The sequence below is a fragment of the uncultured Gimesia sp. genome, assembly GCF_937919775.1.
Classification (GTDB): Bacteria; Planctomycetota; Planctomycetia; order Planctomycetales; family Planctomycetaceae; genus Gimesia.
Map to the genome: position 1 here is coordinate 1 of NZ_CALFPF010000589.1, position 18,439 is coordinate 18,439.

Annotated in this window: 14 protein-coding genes; 10 read left to right on the forward strand and 4 right to left on the reverse strand. The window is 49.3% G+C overall.

What is annotated here, in order from left to right:
- A partial coding sequence (mfd, locus tag Q0294_RS16955) for a transcription-repair coupling factor (RefSeq protein WP_299467827.1) occupies positions 1–2,751 on the reverse strand: 2,751 nt, incomplete at its 3' end.
- 221 nt (positions 2,752–2,972) lie between these two features.
- On the opposite strand from mfd, the gene aroB reads away from it, so the two are divergent.
- From aroB to Q0294_RS16985, 7 genes are all read left to right on the forward strand, one after another.
- Complete coding sequence (aroB, locus tag Q0294_RS16960) at positions 2,973–4,142, forward strand: 3-dehydroquinate synthase (protein ID WP_299467828.1); 1,170 nt, start codon at positions 2,973–2,975, stop codon at positions 4,140–4,142.
- A gap of 341 nt (positions 4,143–4,483) precedes the next feature.
- A complete protein-coding gene (locus Q0294_RS16965) occupies positions 4,484–4,915 on the forward strand; it encodes an Hpt domain-containing protein (protein ID WP_299467829.1) in 432 nt (143 codons plus the stop codon).
- Entirely contained in the window at positions 4,912–5,499 is a 588-nt protein-coding gene (locus tag Q0294_RS16970; protein WP_299467831.1) for a response regulator, read from the forward strand. Before Q0294_RS16965 ends, Q0294_RS16970 begins: the two co-directional genes overlap by 4 nt.
- A gap of 194 nt (positions 5,500–5,693) precedes the next feature.
- Positions 5,694–6,101, forward strand: a complete 408-nt coding sequence (locus Q0294_RS16975; protein WP_299467833.1) for a PilZ domain-containing protein — start codon at positions 5,694–5,696, stop codon at positions 6,099–6,101.
- Positions 6,102–6,238: 137 nt separating this feature from the next.
- Positions 6,239–6,940, forward strand: a complete 702-nt coding sequence (locus Q0294_RS16980; protein WP_299467835.1) for a YggS family pyridoxal phosphate-dependent enzyme — start codon at positions 6,239–6,241, stop codon at positions 6,938–6,940.
- A 70-nt stretch (positions 6,941–7,010) separates the two neighbouring features.
- Positions 7,011–7,280, forward strand: coding sequence for a DUF167 domain-containing protein (locus tag Q0294_RS23465; protein WP_366917987.1), 270 nt, complete (start codon positions 7,011–7,013; stop codon positions 7,278–7,280).
- Between the two features lie 281 nt (positions 7,281–7,561).
- A complete protein-coding gene (locus Q0294_RS16985; protein ID WP_299467836.1) occupies positions 7,562–8,866 on the forward strand; it encodes a PQQ-binding-like beta-propeller repeat protein in 1,305 nt (434 codons plus the stop codon).
- A gap of 166 nt (positions 8,867–9,032) precedes the next feature.
- Here Q0294_RS16985 and Q0294_RS16990 read toward each other — a convergent pair whose 3' ends face one another.
- Positions 9,033–9,827, reverse strand: coding sequence for a hypothetical protein (locus tag Q0294_RS16990; RefSeq protein WP_299467838.1), 795 nt, complete (start codon positions 9,825–9,827; stop codon positions 9,033–9,035).
- A gap of 1 nt (position 9,828) precedes the next feature.
- Positions 9,829–11,331 (reverse strand): MotA/TolQ/ExbB proton channel family protein, encoded by a 1,503-nt coding sequence (locus Q0294_RS16995; protein WP_299467840.1) that lies wholly within the window; start codon positions 11,329–11,331, stop codon positions 9,829–9,831.
- Between the two features lie 399 nt (positions 11,332–11,730).
- Between Q0294_RS16995 and Q0294_RS17000 the strand changes: the two genes are divergently transcribed.
- From Q0294_RS17000 to ppk1, 3 genes are all read left to right on the forward strand, one after another.
- Positions 11,731–12,738: an ROK family protein gene (locus tag Q0294_RS17000; protein WP_299467842.1), complete on the forward strand. Its 1,008-nt coding sequence runs from the start codon at positions 11,731–11,733 to the stop codon at positions 12,736–12,738.
- Between the two features lie 9 nt (positions 12,739–12,747).
- Positions 12,748–14,367 (forward strand): HD domain-containing protein, encoded by a 1,620-nt coding sequence (locus Q0294_RS17005; RefSeq protein WP_299467844.1) that lies wholly within the window; start codon positions 12,748–12,750, stop codon positions 14,365–14,367.
- An 81-nt stretch (positions 14,368–14,448) separates the two neighbouring features.
- Positions 14,449–16,566, forward strand: coding sequence for a polyphosphate kinase 1 (ppk1, locus tag Q0294_RS17010; RefSeq protein WP_299467846.1), 2,118 nt, complete (start codon positions 14,449–14,451; stop codon positions 16,564–16,566).
- A 582-nt stretch (positions 16,567–17,148) separates the two neighbouring features.
- Here ppk1 and Q0294_RS17015 read toward each other — a convergent pair.
- A partial coding sequence (locus Q0294_RS17015; protein WP_299467849.1) for a Gfo/Idh/MocA family oxidoreductase occupies positions 17,149–18,439 on the reverse strand: 1,291 nt, incomplete at its 5' end.

Sequence of the window (18,439 nt, forward strand, 5' to 3'; positions counted from 1 at the left end):
GGCTCCCCGAATTTCCAGGTCGCGCATGGCAATTTTGAATCCGGCACCCAGCTCGCTGTATTCTTCAATAGCCTTTAACCGCTTCGCTGCAATCGAAGTCAGAATCTGGCCATCCCGCAATAACAGGTAACAATAGGCCCGATGATGGGACCGCCCGACGCGCCCTCGCAGCTGGTGCAGATCAGAGAGACCATAATTGCCTGCATCGTGTATGAAAATCGTATTGGCATTCGGGATATCGAGGCCACTCTCGATGATGGTCGTACAGACAAAAATATCTTTTTTTCCCGAAACAAAGTCGAGCATCGCTGTTTCCAGATCTGATTCCTTCATCTGCCCGTGTCCGATTCCGATGCTGGCTTCGGGCACAATCTGCTGGATTCGATCAGCGTAGGTCCGCAAATCGTTGACGCGGTTATGCACAAAGTAAACCTGACCATTCCGGTTCAGCTCGCGAACCATCGCATGCCTGATCAGTTCGGGATCGAAGCGGGTAATCCTCGTTTCGATGGGCACACGATCACGGGGCGCCGTTGTCAAATTCGAAATATCGCGTATCCCCAGCAAAGACATGTGCAACGTACGAGGCACGGGAGTCGCACTCAGCGTCAGCACGTCAATCTGCAGCCGCAGTCGCTTCAGCATTTCTTTTGCTTCCACACCGAACCGTTGTTCCTCATCAATAATCAACAGACCTAAATCTTTGAATTTAATATCTTTCTGAATTAATCGGTGCGTCCCGATCACCAGATCCACGCTACCGGAGGCCATACCCTCTAGAATGACACGCTGCTCTGCTTTCGATTTGAAACGCGACAGACCTTCGATCGTGATCGGATAATCGGCCATGCGTTCGCTGAAAGTGCGCGTATGCTGTTCTGCTAACACCGTTGTGGGAACCAGCACCGCCACCTGCCTGCCTGAATCGATGGCTTTAAAAGCGGCCCGAATTGCGACTTCCGTTTTGCCATAACCGACGTCGCCACAGATCAATCGATCCATCGGTTGAGGCCGTTCCATATCGAGACGCACATCATTGATCGCGTGCAGTTGATCGACCGTTTCCGTATAAGGAAATGAGGCCTCAAATTCTTTTTGCCAGTGGCTGTCGGGGGGATACGAGATGCCTGGTTGTGCAGAACGCATGGCCTGCAGTCGCAACATATCACTGGCCATATCTCGGACGGCCTGCGCAGCTTTTTCTTTTTTATTCGCCCAGCTTTTCGTTCCCAGTTTGGATAGTGGGGGCGCATGTTTTCCGCCGCCAATATATTTCTGCACCAGATGGACCAGCGAAACAGGAACATACATCTGCACCTTTTCACGAAATTCCAATGAAAGGTGTTCTTCGCGATACCCCTCTTTCTCAAGCAGTTCCAGCCCTTTGAAACGTGCAATGCCGTGCGATAAATGCACGACATAATCTCCCACATTCAAATCCAGGAAACTGTCGATCGCCCGGCTTTCGACTTTTCGTTTGCGTGGCTTATGCCGGATGTCAGCGCGTCCGAAGAGTTCATGGTCGCTCAGTACGACCAGATGTTCCGGCACGATCCGAAATCCCAACGCCAGATTTCCGATACAGGTCGTTACGCGCCCCGCGATTTCCAGCTCGGACTCATTGAGTAATTCCCGCAGCCGATCCTGCTCCCCCTGATTATGACAACAGACTACAACCCTGTCCTGAGGACTCGTAATCGAAGCCAGCTCTTCAATCATTTCCGATTTGGCCCGTGTGAAACGCTCGATCGATTCTATCTGCAGATGGCATGAAATCTCGGTCGATTCAGCTGAAATAGGAGCAATCGTGACGGTAGAAAAATCGGTACAACGAGCGATCGTCGCCGGCACGCTGAATAATCCACGCGGATTTTCCAGACGCTCCAGATAACGTTTGCCTTCTTCAACCAGTTCCGGAAGTTCAATTAACACGATACACGTGTTAGCAGGCAGATTATCCAGCAGACTTTCTGCCGATGAGTCGACTTGAACATTCGCTTCAGTTCGCCTTTGAGAACGTTGCTCCTCTGCCGAAACAGGAGAAATCAGGGTGAGCTCCACCTGCTGGCAGGTTTCGACGGTTCTCTGGGTTTCCACGTCGAACTGCCTGATCGATTCGATTTCATCGCCAAAAAATTCGATCCGGATCGGAAGCGTGGCATCGGGCGAGTAAATGTCAAGAATACCGCCATGCATGCTGAATTCGCCGGGAAGTTCGATGGCCGTCGTGCGTTCGAACCCGCGTTCAATCAGCCAGCTCATAAAAGGATCGGTCTCAAGTTCATCCCCGACTTTGATCGTACGGGTCGCTTCGCGGCGTTTTTGACGACTGGGAACAGGCTGCAGCAATGCCGGAAACGAGGTCACAATCACATGCGGGTGACTGCCGGCCTGCAGCAGTTGATTGAGCACCCTCAGCCGACCGCCAAACACCGAGTCGGACACATCGTGCTCGTCCGGTAGCGTTTCCCAGGCGGGAAAGATTTCAGGCATTCTTCCCAGGAAACTGGCCAGATCCCCGGCAAATTCTTCGATTTCTCCCAGGCGGGGAAGAACAATTAATACAGCGGATTTCAGGGATTCTGCGATGGTCGCTGCCGTCAGCGCGCACGATCCCCCCCAGGCTCCGTCAATCGTCCCGCTTTGCCCCGACCGGAGAGCCGCTATGACAGCAGCAAGCCCTTGGCTTCGGCTCAAAACGGGAACCAGATCCTGCATCGACTCTATCTGACTGTCGATTGGTTTGGTCATGTTCAAAACGATTTTAGCAATCAACACCGGATTGTCACGTGCTCACCCCGAAAAACCTGATCCGAACCCGGTTTTCGGGATCATCCGACGTGACTTCAAGACAATCGAAAGTTACGATAGACATATTAGAATTCACAGATATTAAAGTCGAATATCAGCCCGAATTTGTGATGGGATCGAACCGGCTAGCCTGATTTTTTTGCAATCATGAAGGATACAACGTGACTGAAAGTCTGGATGTCAACGTCGCTCTGGGACCACGCAGTTACCACATTTCGGTGGTGAGTCACCAGTTTGATCAGTTCGCAGAAACACTGGAAAACTGGCTGAATCATAATCCCGCGTTCCGGAATACGGTTGCCGAAGGAAACAAGTCGGCGTTGATCATTACAGACCGGAATCTGGCTGCATTGCATGCCCCGAAAATTGAAAACAGCCTGCAAATGCGCGGCTGGAAATGGGAAACTGCCGTCATTGAACCCGGAGAGAAATCGAAATCCCTGGCTGTGATTTCCAGTCTGTACGACCAACTGGTCGCGATGAAGGCGGATCGTCAGACGGTTGTGATTGCCGTGGGAGGTGGTGTGATCGGTGATGCAGCCGGTTTTGTTGCTGCCACTTATGTGCGCGGACTGCCTTTCGTGCAAGTACCAACCTCACTTTTGGCACACGTTGACAGTTCGGTGGGAGGCAAGGTGGGGGTCAATCACCCTCAGGCGAAAAACCTGATCGGCGCGTTCTATCAACCGCTGGGTGTATTCATCGATACCTCGACACTCGAAACCCTGCCGGAACGTGATTATCGCAGTGGTCTGGCAGAAGTGGTCAAATATGGTGTGATTCTGGATGCGCAGTTCTTTCATTATCTGGAACAGAATATCGCGGGGCTGAACCAACGATCTGCTGATGTGTTGCGAACGGTGATTGCCCGTAGCTGTGAACTGAAAGCGGAAGTTGTCGAACAGGATGAACATGAGCGAACTGGCTTACGCGCGATTCTGAATTATGGTCATACGTTTGCACACGCTTTTGAAACCCTGTGCGGTTACGGAGAGTTGATGCACGGCGAAGCCGTCTCCATAGGTATGGTCTATGCCAGTTATCTTGCCGAAAAACTGAATTTGATCACGCATCACGAAACAGAACGGCAAATCCAGTTATTGCAGGCATTAGGTTTGCCGGTTTTACTGCCTGAAGGGACGCAGTTGAATACGGATGACATCATCGATCGTATGAAACTGGATAAGAAAACAGTCGGAGGCCAGCTCCGATTTGTTCTGCCGACCTCTGTAGGACGCGTAGAAGTGTTTAAAGAAATCCCGGAAGAACTTGTTCGGGAAGTGCTTGAAGATTTGAGACGATCCGCAGTGAAAGATGACTTTCAAATCTGAGACAGCACCATTTTTGCCGCAAACACCTCAACTATCTCGTAGGTTTTTCACCTCATTTCATGCCATGGCAATACAGCATTAATACCAACAAACGTGCCAGCCCTTCTGTTTTTAGCCCCTTTATCTGTTTCGATCAGCACCGCCTGCACAATCGACATAAAAACTCCCCTCGAATGGGTTCCGTAATTGATGATCTCTGATTTTTGTCAAAATTGGAAACTAATCTTATTCATAGGCCTGCTTTTTTAATTTGCTATGAAGCGCGAGCGGAATCGGATTGATGTCTTTGATCCCGAATCCATCACTGAATGCGCAGCGCATCGGGACAAGGATTTTTTATTATGACTAGATCAGACCTCGCATCCATTCCTGGGAATTGGCGTTTGATCAATCGAGAAGAAGTGCTCGACATGGCAATGGGGGATGTTGAATTTCTCGCTGAAATGATCGAACTCTTTTTGAGCTATGTCCCCCGGCAGATGAATGATATCAAGCAGGCGATTGAAGAAAATGATTCTCAAAAGCTGTCAGACGCAGCGCACGCCTGTAAGGGAACGATCAGTAATTATACGAAACTGGAACCTTTTCACCTGTTACAATCGCTGGAAAATGATGGGAAATCAGAGCAAATACAGGAAACCAGGATCAAATTTCATTTACTCGAAAAAGAAATTTCACTACTCAGCGCGGAATTAAAAATGTTGATGGTTCAAGAATGCGGTCATAGTCCATCAGCAGAACATGCAGGTTCAACCCAAAGGCAATCGTTATGAAGATTTTAGTAGTTGATGATGTTGGTTACACGTGTCACTTCCATTCAAGACTCGTTGAAAAGTTCGGGTATACGGCTTGTTCGGCGACTTCCGGTTACGAAGCATTGAATTATCTGAAGACAGATAATGATATCAGTATCGTAGTAACGGACTTGATGATGCGTGGCATGGACGGAGTGGATTTATTCAGGGAAGCGCAAACCTTAGAGCGATTTACGGACGAAGGCCCCCTTGATCCTCCCCAGTTTATTCTGATGACTGCTTTGCGACTCGAAAAAAATTCCCAGGACAAAGACGTCCAACGCCTCAAGCTGGCAAAAGAGCTAGGTGTTGCGAAGATTATGTTCAAGCCGCTGGATCAGGATGAACTCGAAGCAACATTAAAAGATATGGCGATGGGAGCCCCCAACACTGCATCAAATGGCAAATCATTAGACCTCTTCACGCCGACTCAGAGGTTGAAGGAAGCAGTCAAAGAAATTATTGATTCCGGAAATGCGGGTGCCGCTGAACAGTTTATTGGATGTTTAAGTGAAGAAGTCACCAGCCTGCAAAAATTTCTTGAAACGTTGGAAACTATATAAAATTCAATGTTTACAAAACAACACATACTGCTCAATGATTTAAAAATAGTATTTCTAAACAGGAGGAATTTGACTGTATTCTGGTAAGACCTATAGTTGCCTTACAGAGACATATGTAAATTCTTGTATCTATTGAAACCGAGTCAGGATAATTCCTATTTGTCTTGATAACTTTTTTTAAGTGGATGTGGCTGATGAGCCTGATTAGCTTGGAGCAATATACTGAGAAACAGAACCGTGCCATTTCGCGCGTATTGGATCTGTTGGATCGTATTGAAAAAAGAACCAACGTCCACTACTCCGAAAAACGATCACACGAACGCAAGGACTTCCGCGGGATTGTCTGGATTTCTATTCCTGACAAAAATTCTGCCGAGGATGCGGAAGTTGATACGATTAAAGTCTGGTCCCGTTCTATTTCACAATCGGGTCTTTCATTCATATATCCTCTGCCCATTCGTCAGACGACGATACATGTTGGAGTTCCCGTACAAGGCAATCAGGTCACCTGGTTTCGTTCGGAAGTTGTCAGACGGAAGGAAGTCCAGGAAGAACATTTCTGGGAATATGGTGTCAGGTTTCTGGGAAAAGTTGTTGATTAAGCCACTGCCTGGCTCGTGTTCTCAGCGGTATTCCATCAAAATCTAAGCACTTGAATTGACCTGCCGTCTTCTTGATCACGTTCAATACTGATCAAAAGACATGAGACCTCTTGACCTCTACTGTGGAAAGCCCGGGGATGGAAGACCTGCAAGGCGTCATTCACAATCATTACACAGAGATCCAACGCCGCATCAACGCCGCCTGCTTACGTTCGCAACGCGATTCCGAGTCGGTCACATTTGTGGCGGTCACGAAATATGCCCGCATGGAATGGGTCACCGCGTTAATAGAATTGGGATGTACTCATCTGGGGGAAAGCCGCACCCCGCAACTGGAAGAACGGGCTCCACTGCTACCCGACGATTTGCATTGGCATTTCATCGGCCCTCTGCAGCGCAATAAAATCAGGCGTACGATCTTGTACAGCAGCCTGATTCACTCTGTTGATTCACTCAAGTTATTAACAGCCATTGACCGCATTGCGGCTGAAGCGGGCCTGCGACCTCATGTGCTGATTGAAGTCAATCTTTCCCGTGAAACGAATAAAAAAGGGTTTGCCAGAGAGGAATTACTATCCGACTGGAATGCGATGTGTGCCGTCTCGCATGTGACGATCGACGGCCTGATGACGATGGCAACCCACAGTGAAGACCCGGAACTGGCACGACCCGTCTTTCGCGAATTATCTCAACTGCGCGACCAACTCCAGGCCGTCTCGCCTGAACGGATACAACTCAAGGAACTCTCGATGGGCATGAGCGGAGATTTTGAAGTCGCGATAGAAGAGGGAGCGACTCTGGTCCGCATTGGTAGTGCGCTGTATGAGGGATTGGAATAACCAGCCAGGAAACTGAAAAATCGACCCTACCACACAATTAAATCTGGAAATAGAAGGCTCAGATATTCTGCTGCCCGTTCGCGCTCAGCCGAAATCAAGTAAGAACCAGATTGACGGCATTCATGATGGCAGGCTCAAGGTCTGTGTGACGCAGGCACCGGAAAAGGGAAAAGCGAATAAAGCCCTGCTGAAGGTGATCAAAGAGGGACTCCAGCTGAAACGATCGCAAATCGAGTTGTACAAAGGGGAAACGACAGCTTTAAAAGTCTTTCGCATTTCTGAAATCTCACTGGATCAGTTGCGTCAAAGGGTCGCCGAGGTCTTGAACCCCTCCGCATAGAGCCGACAGGAATTTGTACTTCCCGACCGGTTCTGCGTTTCGATTGCCCTGATTTCCGTCCCCGCGACCGCGCGATGAATCATGCGTTTCCTGGCCAGGAATCTACAGGCATTGATTGCAGCAACTGGAATTGACTCATATAATTGTCTATTGCGTCCGTGTCTTACCCCAAGAGGCCATCGTTCCGTTTTCTGAAAATCCACATACAGAGAGTGGCAGCGATAATCTCAAATTTAATTTCCCACCTGGTCTAAAAGATCTCACAAAAGGACTGATTGACTATGAGTTATTCAATGCCCGTTCGCCTGCTCCTGGGAGCCTTGCTGGTTTGCGGACTTCCACTGCCTTCAATTGCGGCAGAGCCCTCTCAACTTTCAAAGTCATGGGAACAATGGAGAGGCCCTGATCGCCAGAATCTCTCCAGCGATACAGGACTCATTCAGGACTGGAATGCGACTCCCCCGAAATTAATCTGGACTGCCACCGGACTGGGCAAAGGTTATGCCGGCGTTTCGATCAAGGACAATCGTTTATTCACCACCGGAAACCTTCCGGAAGGTCAGGCCGTCATCGCCGTGAATACCGATGATGGTAAAATCCTATGGAAAACCAATCTGCTCGAGTTGAACCCGGAACATGGTTATCCCGGAGCACGCTGCACACCTTCGATCGACGGCGATCGCCTGTATGCCATTTCCTCCAATGGAGCAATCTTCTGTCTCAGTGTAGCCGATGGCGAAATTATCTGGACGAAGAATTTCGAAGATGAGTGGCAGGGAAAAATGATGTCCAAGTGGGGCTTTTCTGAATCCCCGCTGGTCGACGGCGATCTCGTTTTATGTACTCCCGGCGGGAAAGACGGCATGATGGTTGCCCTCGATAAGACCACGGGCAAGGAAGTCTGGAAGACGTCGGTCAAAGACCTGGGAGAAAAAGGCAAAGAAGGAGCCGGCTATTCCTCGATCGTGATCTCCAATGCTGGCGGAGTCAAACAATACGTCCAGCTCACAGGCAAAGGACTGATCGGAGTTCGCGCCAGTGATGGTATGTTATTATGGAATTACAATCCCGTCGCCAACGGTGTCGCCAATATTCCGACTCCGATTGTATCCGGAGATTACGTCTTCTGCTCCACCGGATATGGTACCGGCAGTGCCCTGGTGAAACTTTCAAAAGACGGTGATGGCATTGCTGCGGAAGAAGTTTATTTCCTGGATGCCAAAACCCTGCAAAATCATCACGGCGGGATGATCTTATACAAAGACCATCTCTATTGCGGACACGGACATGGAAACGGATTCCCCATCTGCCTTAATCTGAAAACAGGCAAAGTCGTCTGGGGCGGCAAGATTCGTGGCGAAGGCGCTGGCTCTGCTGCCGTCTCCTTTGCTGATGGGAATCTGATCTTCCGGTATGAAAGTGGCGAAGTCGCTTTAATCGAAGCGACTCCCGAAGATTACAAGCTCAAAGGCAGCTTCAAAGCCGATCAGGTCCTGGGCAAAGCCTGGGCGCATCCTGTCATTTGTGGCGGAAAACTTTACCTGCGGGAGCAGGACGTTCTGATGTGTTATGATCTGAGAAAATAAACACACTCCACGAACAATCGATTTAAAAAAGCTCTGTCGAAATATCTCGACAGAGCTTTTTTTATGTAGTGGGGAAAATCGACACACGTAGCCTGAATCTTCTGGTTCAGCAGGAAAGCTGTAAATCAGCAGGAGATTCTCTGCGGTCGGCCGTTGGTAGTGCTGTTTAACCTGGTGCGTTTTTGAACTTGCTCAGATCAATTTTTCCGTTGCCTTCCACGGGCAGTTTTCCGTTGGAACAGAATCGGGAGCGGGCGACACCTGAAGCAATATTATAGGTGTAAACGGCATCCTGCCGCACCAGAAAAATGACGGTCCCTTTCGGCTGGGCACCAATTTTGTCCAGCAGTTCCACAAAAGGCAGACTTTTTGTCAGGTCGTCTCTGCGGATTCTCAAGTCTGCCGAAGGACCGTCCAAAACGACGATTCCCGTTTTCGTACACTCAATAAACGTCGGGTTCAGATCCACGCCGGTGCCGCCCGGCTGAATTCTGACTTCAGCCGCGACGGGATTTTCCCGTTTGTTCAATTCGGCTTTCAGCTTGTCAATTTCCTTTTGCAGCGTCATCGGGTCGTCTTTGATTTCGTCGATGCGTTTCGTCAGACGATTGGCCTCTGCCAGCAGTTTCACTTTTTCTTCCGGAGTGATGTCATCCGGAAGTTTGCTTTTTTCCTGCTTGAGCTTCTTTAACTCTTCCAGAGCCAGAATCAGGTCGCGATTCAATTTTGACAAATCTTCGATCTGACTTTTGACCTGATCGAGTTCCTGTTGTTTCTCCGTAATTTGATTCTGATCCTTTTCGAATTCTTCCGCGCGTTTCCAGGTATCGTCCTGATTATCCATCTGGCTTAACGCCATCGCCGTGATCATCAGCGTTAACACGCCGATCACGCAAGCGAGAATACTCAGAAACGGAAACAAGGAGACCGTTTCTCCACTTTCTTTCTTCTTTTTACCCACGCTATCGCACTTTCCTTGAGCTGCCGAAAAGCCCCCATCGCTTGCGAGGCAGTTCGACCTGCTGGATCAGTACCTGTTTTTCTCCCAGGTCAGATAAAACCGTATTGAGTCCGTTTAATCCCTGTTGAACCCCATTGAACGATTGTGAGAGCACGCCGGCGGCTTCCGTCATTTCGGTAGCCTCGCCATTCATCTTCTCCAGATTTGCCGCGTGTGCCGCCTGCAGTTCCGTCATTTTTTGTTCGACGGCTTCCATCTGTTCGACGACCGAATGATGTTGCGTCGTCAAGTTGTCGATGACCTGCTGGACCTTGTTGAGCTGATCTTCCTGCTGGGCGCGAAGCTTATCATCAATTTTCTCCCAGGATTTCATAACTTGCTGGGACAGGGTACTGCCGATACCCTCCAGTTTCTGGGTCCAGGTCTGGAGCTCCGCATGATGGTCGGCCATCGCTTTATCTATAGTCCGCTGGATCAGGCGTCGATGGTCCTTTTCATCCCCTCCGCCTCCACCAGACTCGCTTTCCTTAAGCCGCTTCAACAGATTTTCATTGCAGTATTCATCCACCCAGTTCAGCAGATCCTCTTCTGACTTCTGCATGGAACTGCTGGGAAACATGACCAGCATACTCATCACCAGCGCGACCAGCGTCGTATCAAAGGCAGTGGATAATCCGCCAGTCACATTACCCAGAGATGCTTTCAGAGCGGAGATATCCGCGGCTTTATCCATGCCCCCGGCAAACCCCCCCACCGCGGCACTAATCCCGATCACAGTACCGATGAACCCTAAAATCGGAATCGCCCAGATGAAGACCTTGAGCAGCGTATAACTGGAATCGACGGCCGTTGCGTCAATTTCTGATTGTGACTGCAGACGGCTGGAAACCTCGGAACTGCTTTTTAAGACACTGAAATGTTCCAGTCCTCGTAGAACCCGGTTCACTAGAAAACTTTCGCGGGGATCTACGGGCAGGTTTTTGACATGCTCAATGAATTTGAGAACGGTCTTCTCGGAAATATTCTCGGAAATATCAGTCGGCAACGTATCAAACAGCATCGAATCCTTCTGTTTGGCCAGCTTGAAGTATTTCAAAACCAGAATCGAGGCAGACCAGCTCATCAGAAAGACCAGCGCGAATGGCACCCAGCCCCGGGCCCAAAACAATTCCCCCAGGTAATAGGTCCGAAAAGGGAACATGATCACGAGAAATACGATCGATGCCCCAATGGCGATCACACAACTCTTGGAGAGACTGACTTCGGTTCCGTCAGCCCAGCCGCTCGAAACATGTTTCTTCCCTCCCCGGCTGCCGGATGTTTTCACAGAAGAAGTTGCGGAAGTGGATGTGGAAACATCGATCGAGGTATCAATGATCGGAGTTTCCGGCTTTTTAACCAGCATCGTGTGATGGCAGTAGGGGCAACGAACTTTTTTGCCGATATTCTCATCGCGAACTTTGAGTTTTTTGGAACATTTTTCACAGGGAAACTGGAAATACATGGAAGGAACCCCAGGGTGCAGTAAACTTTAGTGTAGATTTGTGCTTGGCACGACAACCCCTTCAGAAATCGTATCAAACTAGTTTATCCAAGTCCGCGTGCTCTCAAAAGTCAACAGACTGCCGCATTCTTTTAAACTGACGAAACAGCTTGTTTCATCAGCGTCTGCCGATCAATGCAGACTGGCATTCGATACAAATCACCACTACATTCTGTACCGATTATGAAAAATGAATTCCAAGGCCTGTTTTATGAGTTCTAAATTCATCAGAATACACGACATAAGAACAATTCGTTACAATGGAGACAGCGCGAGCTCTTAAGTCATGATAAGTCAGATTGTTCTGTCACTAATTTGATTCGGGCGGAGATGGAATCCTCAAACATAGAAAAATGATACATGTCTACTGACACAGTTGAAGCAAAGAAACTCTATTGGGCCGGTTTCGATTTGGGGGGCACGAAAATGCTCGCCAAAATCTTTGATTCTGAATATAAAACACTGGGGAGAAAACGGAGAAAGACCAAAGGGCACACCGGCATGGAACTGGGGCTCGAGCGAATGGTGCAAACCATCCACCAGGCATTGGAAGAAGCCGAACTCAAGCCGGACCAGTTAGCGGGAATTGGCGTTGGATGTCCTGGTCCTCTCGATTTGCAAAACGGTATTATCTTCGAAGCCCCCAATCTGGGCTGGTATAATGCGCCCGTCACAGAAGTGCTCAATAAAGAGTTTGGCTGTCCTGTTGTCATTTGTAACGATGTCGATGCGGGCGTTTATGGCGAATATCGCTTCGGAGCAGCCAGAGGTTCTTTGTCCGCATTAGGTATTTTCCCCGGCACTGGTATCGGGGGTGGCGCCGTTTATCACGGCCAGTTGATCCAGGGAAGCAAAAGCTCCTGCATGGAAATTGGTCATATGAAAATCCTGCCCGAAGGTCCCGAATGTGGCTGTGGTCAGCATGGTTGCCTTGAAGTGCTTGCCAGTCGTCTGGCGATATCTGCTGCGGCAGCGCAGGCCGCCTATCGGGGTGATGCCCCAACCCTCAGAGCAATGGCAGGGACAGACCTTTCCAATATTCGCAGCGGAATCCTGGCCTCTGCGATCAAGGGGGGAGATGAAAGTATCAAGAAAATCGTGCTGCGTGCTGCGGAATACATTGGAATCGCAGCTGGGAATCTGATACACACTTTCTCGCCCGATGTCATCATTATGGGGGGAGGCCTGGTGGAAGCGATGCCGGACTTCTTTGTGCAGGCGGTTGCTGAAGCCGCACGCAAGAATGTAATGCCAACTTTTAAGGATTCGTTTAAAGTCATCCCGGCCGAATTAGGGGACGATTCCTCAGTAATGGGAGCTGCGGCCTGGGCGCAAAAAATGATTCAGAAACGACAAAATGAGAATTGACGCGACAGCATGAACACCAAAGATTCCCCCTCAGCCGAGGCCACTACCAGTCCCAGCCGTCCGGAGATTGTTCCCAATCGTTTGATTGCGGTTATCGATATCGGTACCGGAGCGATTCGCATGGCCATCGCTGAAATCAAAGAAGACAATACCGTTCATACCCTGGAGAGACTCTCTCAGGCCGTGACGCTCGGCGAAGACACATTCCAGACACGCAACATTCAAAAATCGACGATGGAGGACTGCGTCCGCATTCTCAAAAGCTACCGTCGACGGCTGGATGAATATCTGATTACCCGCGATGATCAGATTCGCGTCGTTGCCACCAGTGCCGTGCGCGAAGCCGACAATCGGCTGGCATTTACCGACCGGATTTTCATCGCTACAGGTTTCGAAGTCGCCCCGCTGGATGAAGCCGAAGTGAACCGGATCACCTATCAGGGAATTCGACCTTACCTGACAGCAAAGCCGAATCTGGATGAAGCACGCACCATTGTTACGGAAATTGGCGGAGGAACCACCGAACTCTTACTGGTCCAGCACGGAGATGTGCTGTTCTCCAAGAATTATCGTCTGGGAGCGTTACGTCTGCGCGAAATGCTGAAAGGGTACCGGGTTCCACTTTCCAAAGAACGCACGATTATGGAAAACCAGATTCAGCGGGTGATCCAGCAGATCGTACATGAAGTTCCTGCGGATAAATCAATCAAACTGGTTGTTCTCGGCGGTGATGTTCGGTTTGCTCTGGCACAATTGCGACCGGATTACGAAGTTCTCGACCCCGGTGATTCACCAGACGAACTGGATCGGCTCAAGGTTTCTGAACTGAGTAAGTTCACAGACAAAATTCTGCAGATCAGCGAAGATCAACTCGTTCAAAACTACCATCTTTCCTTTACCGATGCTGAAACGCTGGGACCGGCATTACTGGCATACACCAAACTGGCTGAAGCGTATCAGCTGAAATTTATTTACGTGACCAAAGCCAACTTTCGCGATGGTCTACTGAAAGAAATGGCAGACCAGAATAACTGGTCGGATGAATTTAACAGGCAGGTCATCCGTTCGACGATCGACTTCGGCAGGCGGTTTGACTTTGACGAAGCGCATGCGCAACACGTTGCATTCCTGGCCGATAAGCTGTTCCAGTCTCTGCAAAACGAGCATAAACTCGATTTGCGGAATCGGCTGCTGTTATATACGGGCGCTTTGCTGCATGAAATTGGAATCTATGTCAATCAGCGCAGCTATCACAAACACTCAATGTATTTAATCAGTAACGGCAACCTGTTCGGACTGGGGCAATCAGATTTATTAATGGTTGCACTCATCGCCCGCTACCATCGGCGGGCTTCTCCCAACGCGACCCATCCGGGGTATTCCACCCTGGACCGCATCAGTCGTATTGCCATCGCCAAGATGGCTGCTATCCTGCGGGTCGCCGACGCGTTGGATTATTCCTACAGTCAGCGCGTTCAGGAAATCGAATGTGAGATTGATCAGGGACAATTGATTATTTCCATCCCACATGTCGAAGACGTTTCCCTGGAGCAAATTGCCTTAGTGGAGAAAGGCCCCTTGTTTGAAGAAGTTTTCGGGCTCAAAGTTCATTTGCGGAAAAAACAGTAAACAAAATATTTGAAGCGGCTGATTTGCCTGCAATAAGCCGTGAAATGGGAATTTTGAAATTAATTTTACAACAGGACGCGCATGGCTTCTCAAGCAACAAACTATCTCAACCGGGAATTGAGCTGGCTGGAATTTAATCAACGGGTACTGGATGAAGCCCATGATCCCTCGAATCCTTTATTGGAACGATTAAAATTTCTGGCGATCACCAGTTCAAACCTCGACGAATTTTTCATGGTCCGCGTGGGCGGTCTGCATTTATTGCAGACCGGCGGCAATACGAAATCTGATCCTTCAGGTATGACTCCAAGGGAAACTCTGGATGCGATCAGCCTGCGCGTCCATCAAATGATGGTCGAACAGTATCAGTGTTTACTGACAGAAATCGAACCCCCTCTGGCTGCAGCCGGTTACCAGAGAGTCAATCCTCAGGATCTGGCCGATTCTCAGCGCCGCATCGTCGAACATGTTTTCAAGGATGAAATCTACCCCGTCCTGACTCCGATGGCGGTGACACGGGAAATGGATTTTCCTTATCTGATGAATCATACGCTGAATATTGTTGTTCGCCTGGCACCCGATGAGAAGAGCAAAAAGCCGCAGGATCGTTTTGCCATCATTCCTTTTGGCAGAACGGAATTTCGGTTTATTACGCTCCCTTCCGAAGGCGGGTATCAATATCTGCCAATGGAAGACGCCGTTTGTCTGTTTATTGAGCAATATTTTCAGGGTGAGCACGTTCTGGAGTGTATTCCATTTCGAGTGACAAAAAATGCCGATGTGAGTCTGCACGATGAATTTGCTTCTGATCTGCTGCATCAGATGGAAGATATGCTTGATCAGCGGAAAAAGGGAGATTGCATCCGTCTGGAAATTGCGGAACGGGTTTCAGTAGAGACGCTGGAATTTCTGGAACGCGGCTTAGGTGTGCTTGATGAAAATGTCTACCGGATTCCCGGTCCGCTGGATCTCACCGCGTTCATGAGATTGACAGAAATCTCAGGCTTTGATGCGTTGAAATCGGAATCCTGGCCTCCTCAACCTGCACCTGTGGTAAACCCCGAAATCAAGATGTTCGATAACATATCGAAGCAGGATATCCTGCTGTGTCATCCTTATGAAAGTTTTGAACCGGTTGTCAGACTGATTGAAGAAGCAGCCGTTGATCCGGATGTCCTGGCAATCAAACAGATTTTATATCGAACCAGCAAACACAGTCCGATTGTCGCCGCTTTGATTCGAGCGGCTGAACAAGGCAAGCATGTTACAGCCATCGTGGAACTCAAGGCCCGTTTTGATGAAGCACGAAATATCGAATGGGCCAAAAATCTGGAACATGCCGGCGTACAAGTCATTTATGGCGTCAAAGGACTCAAGACACACGCGAAAGTCTGCTGCATCATCCGCCGCGAACCACAGGGGATTCGACGCTATCTCCATTTCGGTACGGGAAATTATAACGATGCGACGGCGAAAATTTACAGCGACATCAGTTATTTCACCTGCGATGAAGTATTGGCGTCTGATGCGATCAACTTTTTTAATTCGATCACGGGTTACTCACAGCCTCAGAAATATCAGAAACTGGAAGCGGCTCCGATCAGTTTGAGAGACAAGATTCTGGATCTGATTCATCATGAGACGGAACGCAAAAGGCAGGGACAAAAAGCAAGAATTGTGGCCAAGGTCAATTCGTTAGTAGACCCGCAAATCATCGACGCTCTCTATGAAGCTTCTGAAGCCGGGGTAAAAGTTAAACTGAATATTCGCGGTATCTGCTGCCTGCGCCCCGGTGTTGCGAAGTTAAGTAAAAATATCGAAGTGGTCAGCATCATCGATCGGTTTCTGGAACACGCCCGGATTCTGTATTTCTATCACGGCGGAGATGAACGGGTCTTTATTTCCAGTGCCGACTGGATGCCCCGTAATCTCGATCGCCGGGTGGAACTGCTGGTACCGATCGAAGAAGAAAACAGCCGCCGAAAAGTGATCAAAATTCTCAATACCTATTTTGAAGATAATGCCAAAGCACGCGTTTTAAACGGCGAAGGTGTTTACGAACGCATTACTCCCAGTAAAGAAAAAAACCTCGTACGCTGCCAGCAGGTGTTATACGATGAAACGGTCGCGGCGGTGAAGCAGGCTGAGAAAGTGGGACGCACCGTTTTTGAACCGCATATGGCGCCCGAAGAACGGTAAGTCGCTAAACCGGTTCGCTGCGATGATGTTGCAGTACACAAGAAATCAGTACAAATCCGGCCTGCGACAGGTAGCCTCTTGAATCCCGGTGAAAATCCTCGGATTCACAAAATATTTATCCTGTTCATTTAGAATAAGTTACGACATTCCATCATTCCTATTCCAGAGAATTTCGACTGGTTCATCACAAAAAGGTATTGCCTCATTGAGTGGATTTGTAAAAATAAGGGTAGAAGATGGATCGCACCCACGCAGTGCGATAGGACTAAAGCCTGTGTTCTAATTGGAGCTACAAACCGATGATGAATCAGGGAGTTTATCCAAGAAAAGGAGGTGATTGAGTGGACAGTTATTGTTGTAGCCAGAAAGGTGGTTGTTCTTAGCGACTGCTGGCGGGTTGTCATAGACGGCCACCACTCGTAAGGGTCACCTTCGATCCTAACGAAACTAGACCAGAGGCTGACTTGCGTTGACGTGAGTCAGCCTCTTTTTTTTCTACTTGAACTACTTAGAAAAACAGCACCGGATTGGACTTCCGGTGCTGTTTTGATTGACCTGTCATTTTCGACCTGCAATCGTCGATTAGACTTCGTTGGGAACAACGAAGGGTTTGCGATACTGTCGCGTCAGATATTTGTCTGCTTCCGGATCGTTGACAAACTGCTCTGTTTTGGGATCGAAATTCAGTTGACGTCCCAGACGAAACGCGATGTTACCCAGGTGGGCAATGCCGGAACTGGTATGTGCCGTTTCGACAGGACCGTTCAAAGTCTCTGCCTTGCGAGAGCGAACCGCGTCCAGGAAGTTCGTGAAGTGAGCGTTGACCGGATCGTCGCCGCTGTTCTTTGGTCCGGGTTCCCGTTTTGGTCCCAGGAAAATCTCATAGGATTGGTATCCTTTGATAACCATATACCCTTCCGAACCGTAAAAGATATTGCCGACAGTAGCGCCATCTTCCGTGTTCGTATACCAGGGACGGACCTCAAACTGAATCATCTTGTTTTCTTCAGGATAGAAGTAGTTTGTCGAGAGAACTTCCGGAGTTTCCTTGTCGTCATCCCACAGAAACTTGCCTCCCATTGCCGTGATTTGGGAAGGCAGCTTGACGTCCAGTCCCCAGAGACACATATCCGTTTCGTGAACTCCCTGGTTTCCTACGTCGCCGTTTCCATAATCCCAGGTCCAGTGCCAGTTATAGTGAACCAGCCGCTGAGAGAAATTGGTTTCCTGGGCAGGTCCCTGCCAGAGATTCCAGTCCAGATAATCAGGAGCCTTTTCATCGGGCTTGTGTCCGATCGAAGGCCGGGTGCGGAAAACCAGACCACGGGCCATATAGACTTTGCCGATCGTTCCCTTACGCAGATGTTCGACGGCTTCCTGAATGGCTGGCTGGCTGCGAAGCTGTACTCCGTGCTGAACGATGCGTTTGTACTTCTGTGCCGCCTCGATCATTTTGCGGCCTTCGAACAAGTTGTGTGAGCCCGGTTTTTCGACATAAACGTCTTTTCCGGCCTGGCAGGCCCAGATGGTTGCCAACGAATGCCAGTGGTTCGGAGTGGCAACCGTCACCACATCAATATCATCACGGTCGAATACCTTACGCATATCCGTTTCGGTTTCAACTTTACGACCATATTTTTTCTCAAATTCTGCAGCCCGTTTCGCCAGAACCTGTTTGTCCGGATCGCAGAGTAATACCACATCCGCGCCCTCGATTTCGCCAACTGCTTTGATGTGTGTACGGCCGCGACCGTTGACCCCCAGAACGGCGACTCGGATTTTTCCATTCACATCTGCCCGCGAGGTATTACCCAGCAGCGAAGTGGCTGCAACAGCCCCCGCGCTGGTTTGAAGAAAACTGCGTCGCGTGAAA

Excerpts from the sequence above, each read along its gene's own strand:
- Q0294_RS16965 (WP_299467829.1), top strand. The coding sequence starts at position 4,484 with ATGACTAGATCAGACCTCGCATCCATTCCTGGGAATTGGCGTTTGATC.
- Q0294_RS16970 (WP_299467831.1), top strand. The coding sequence starts at position 4,912 with ATGAAGATTTTAGTAGTTGATGATGTTGGTTACACGTGTCACTTCCAT.
- Q0294_RS16975 (WP_299467833.1), top strand. The coding sequence starts at position 5,694 with ATGAGCCTGATTAGCTTGGAGCAATATACTGAGAAACAGAACCGTGCC.
- Q0294_RS16980 (WP_299467835.1), top strand. The coding sequence starts at position 6,239 with ATGGAAGACCTGCAAGGCGTCATTCACAATCATTACACAGAGATCCAA.
- Q0294_RS16985 (WP_299467836.1), top strand. The coding sequence starts at position 7,562 with ATGAGTTATTCAATGCCCGTTCGCCTGCTCCTGGGAGCCTTGCTGGTT.
- Q0294_RS16995 (WP_299467840.1), bottom strand. The coding sequence starts at position 11,331 with ATGTATTTCCAGTTTCCCTGTGAAAAATGTTCCAAAAAACTCAAAGTT.
- Q0294_RS17000 (WP_299467842.1), top strand. The coding sequence starts at position 11,731 with ATGTCTACTGACACAGTTGAAGCAAAGAAACTCTATTGGGCCGGTTTC.
- Q0294_RS17005 (WP_299467844.1), top strand. The coding sequence starts at position 12,748 with ATGAACACCAAAGATTCCCCCTCAGCCGAGGCCACTACCAGTCCCAGC.
- ppk1 (WP_299467846.1), top strand. The coding sequence starts at position 14,449 with ATGGCTTCTCAAGCAACAAACTATCTCAACCGGGAATTGAGCTGGCTG.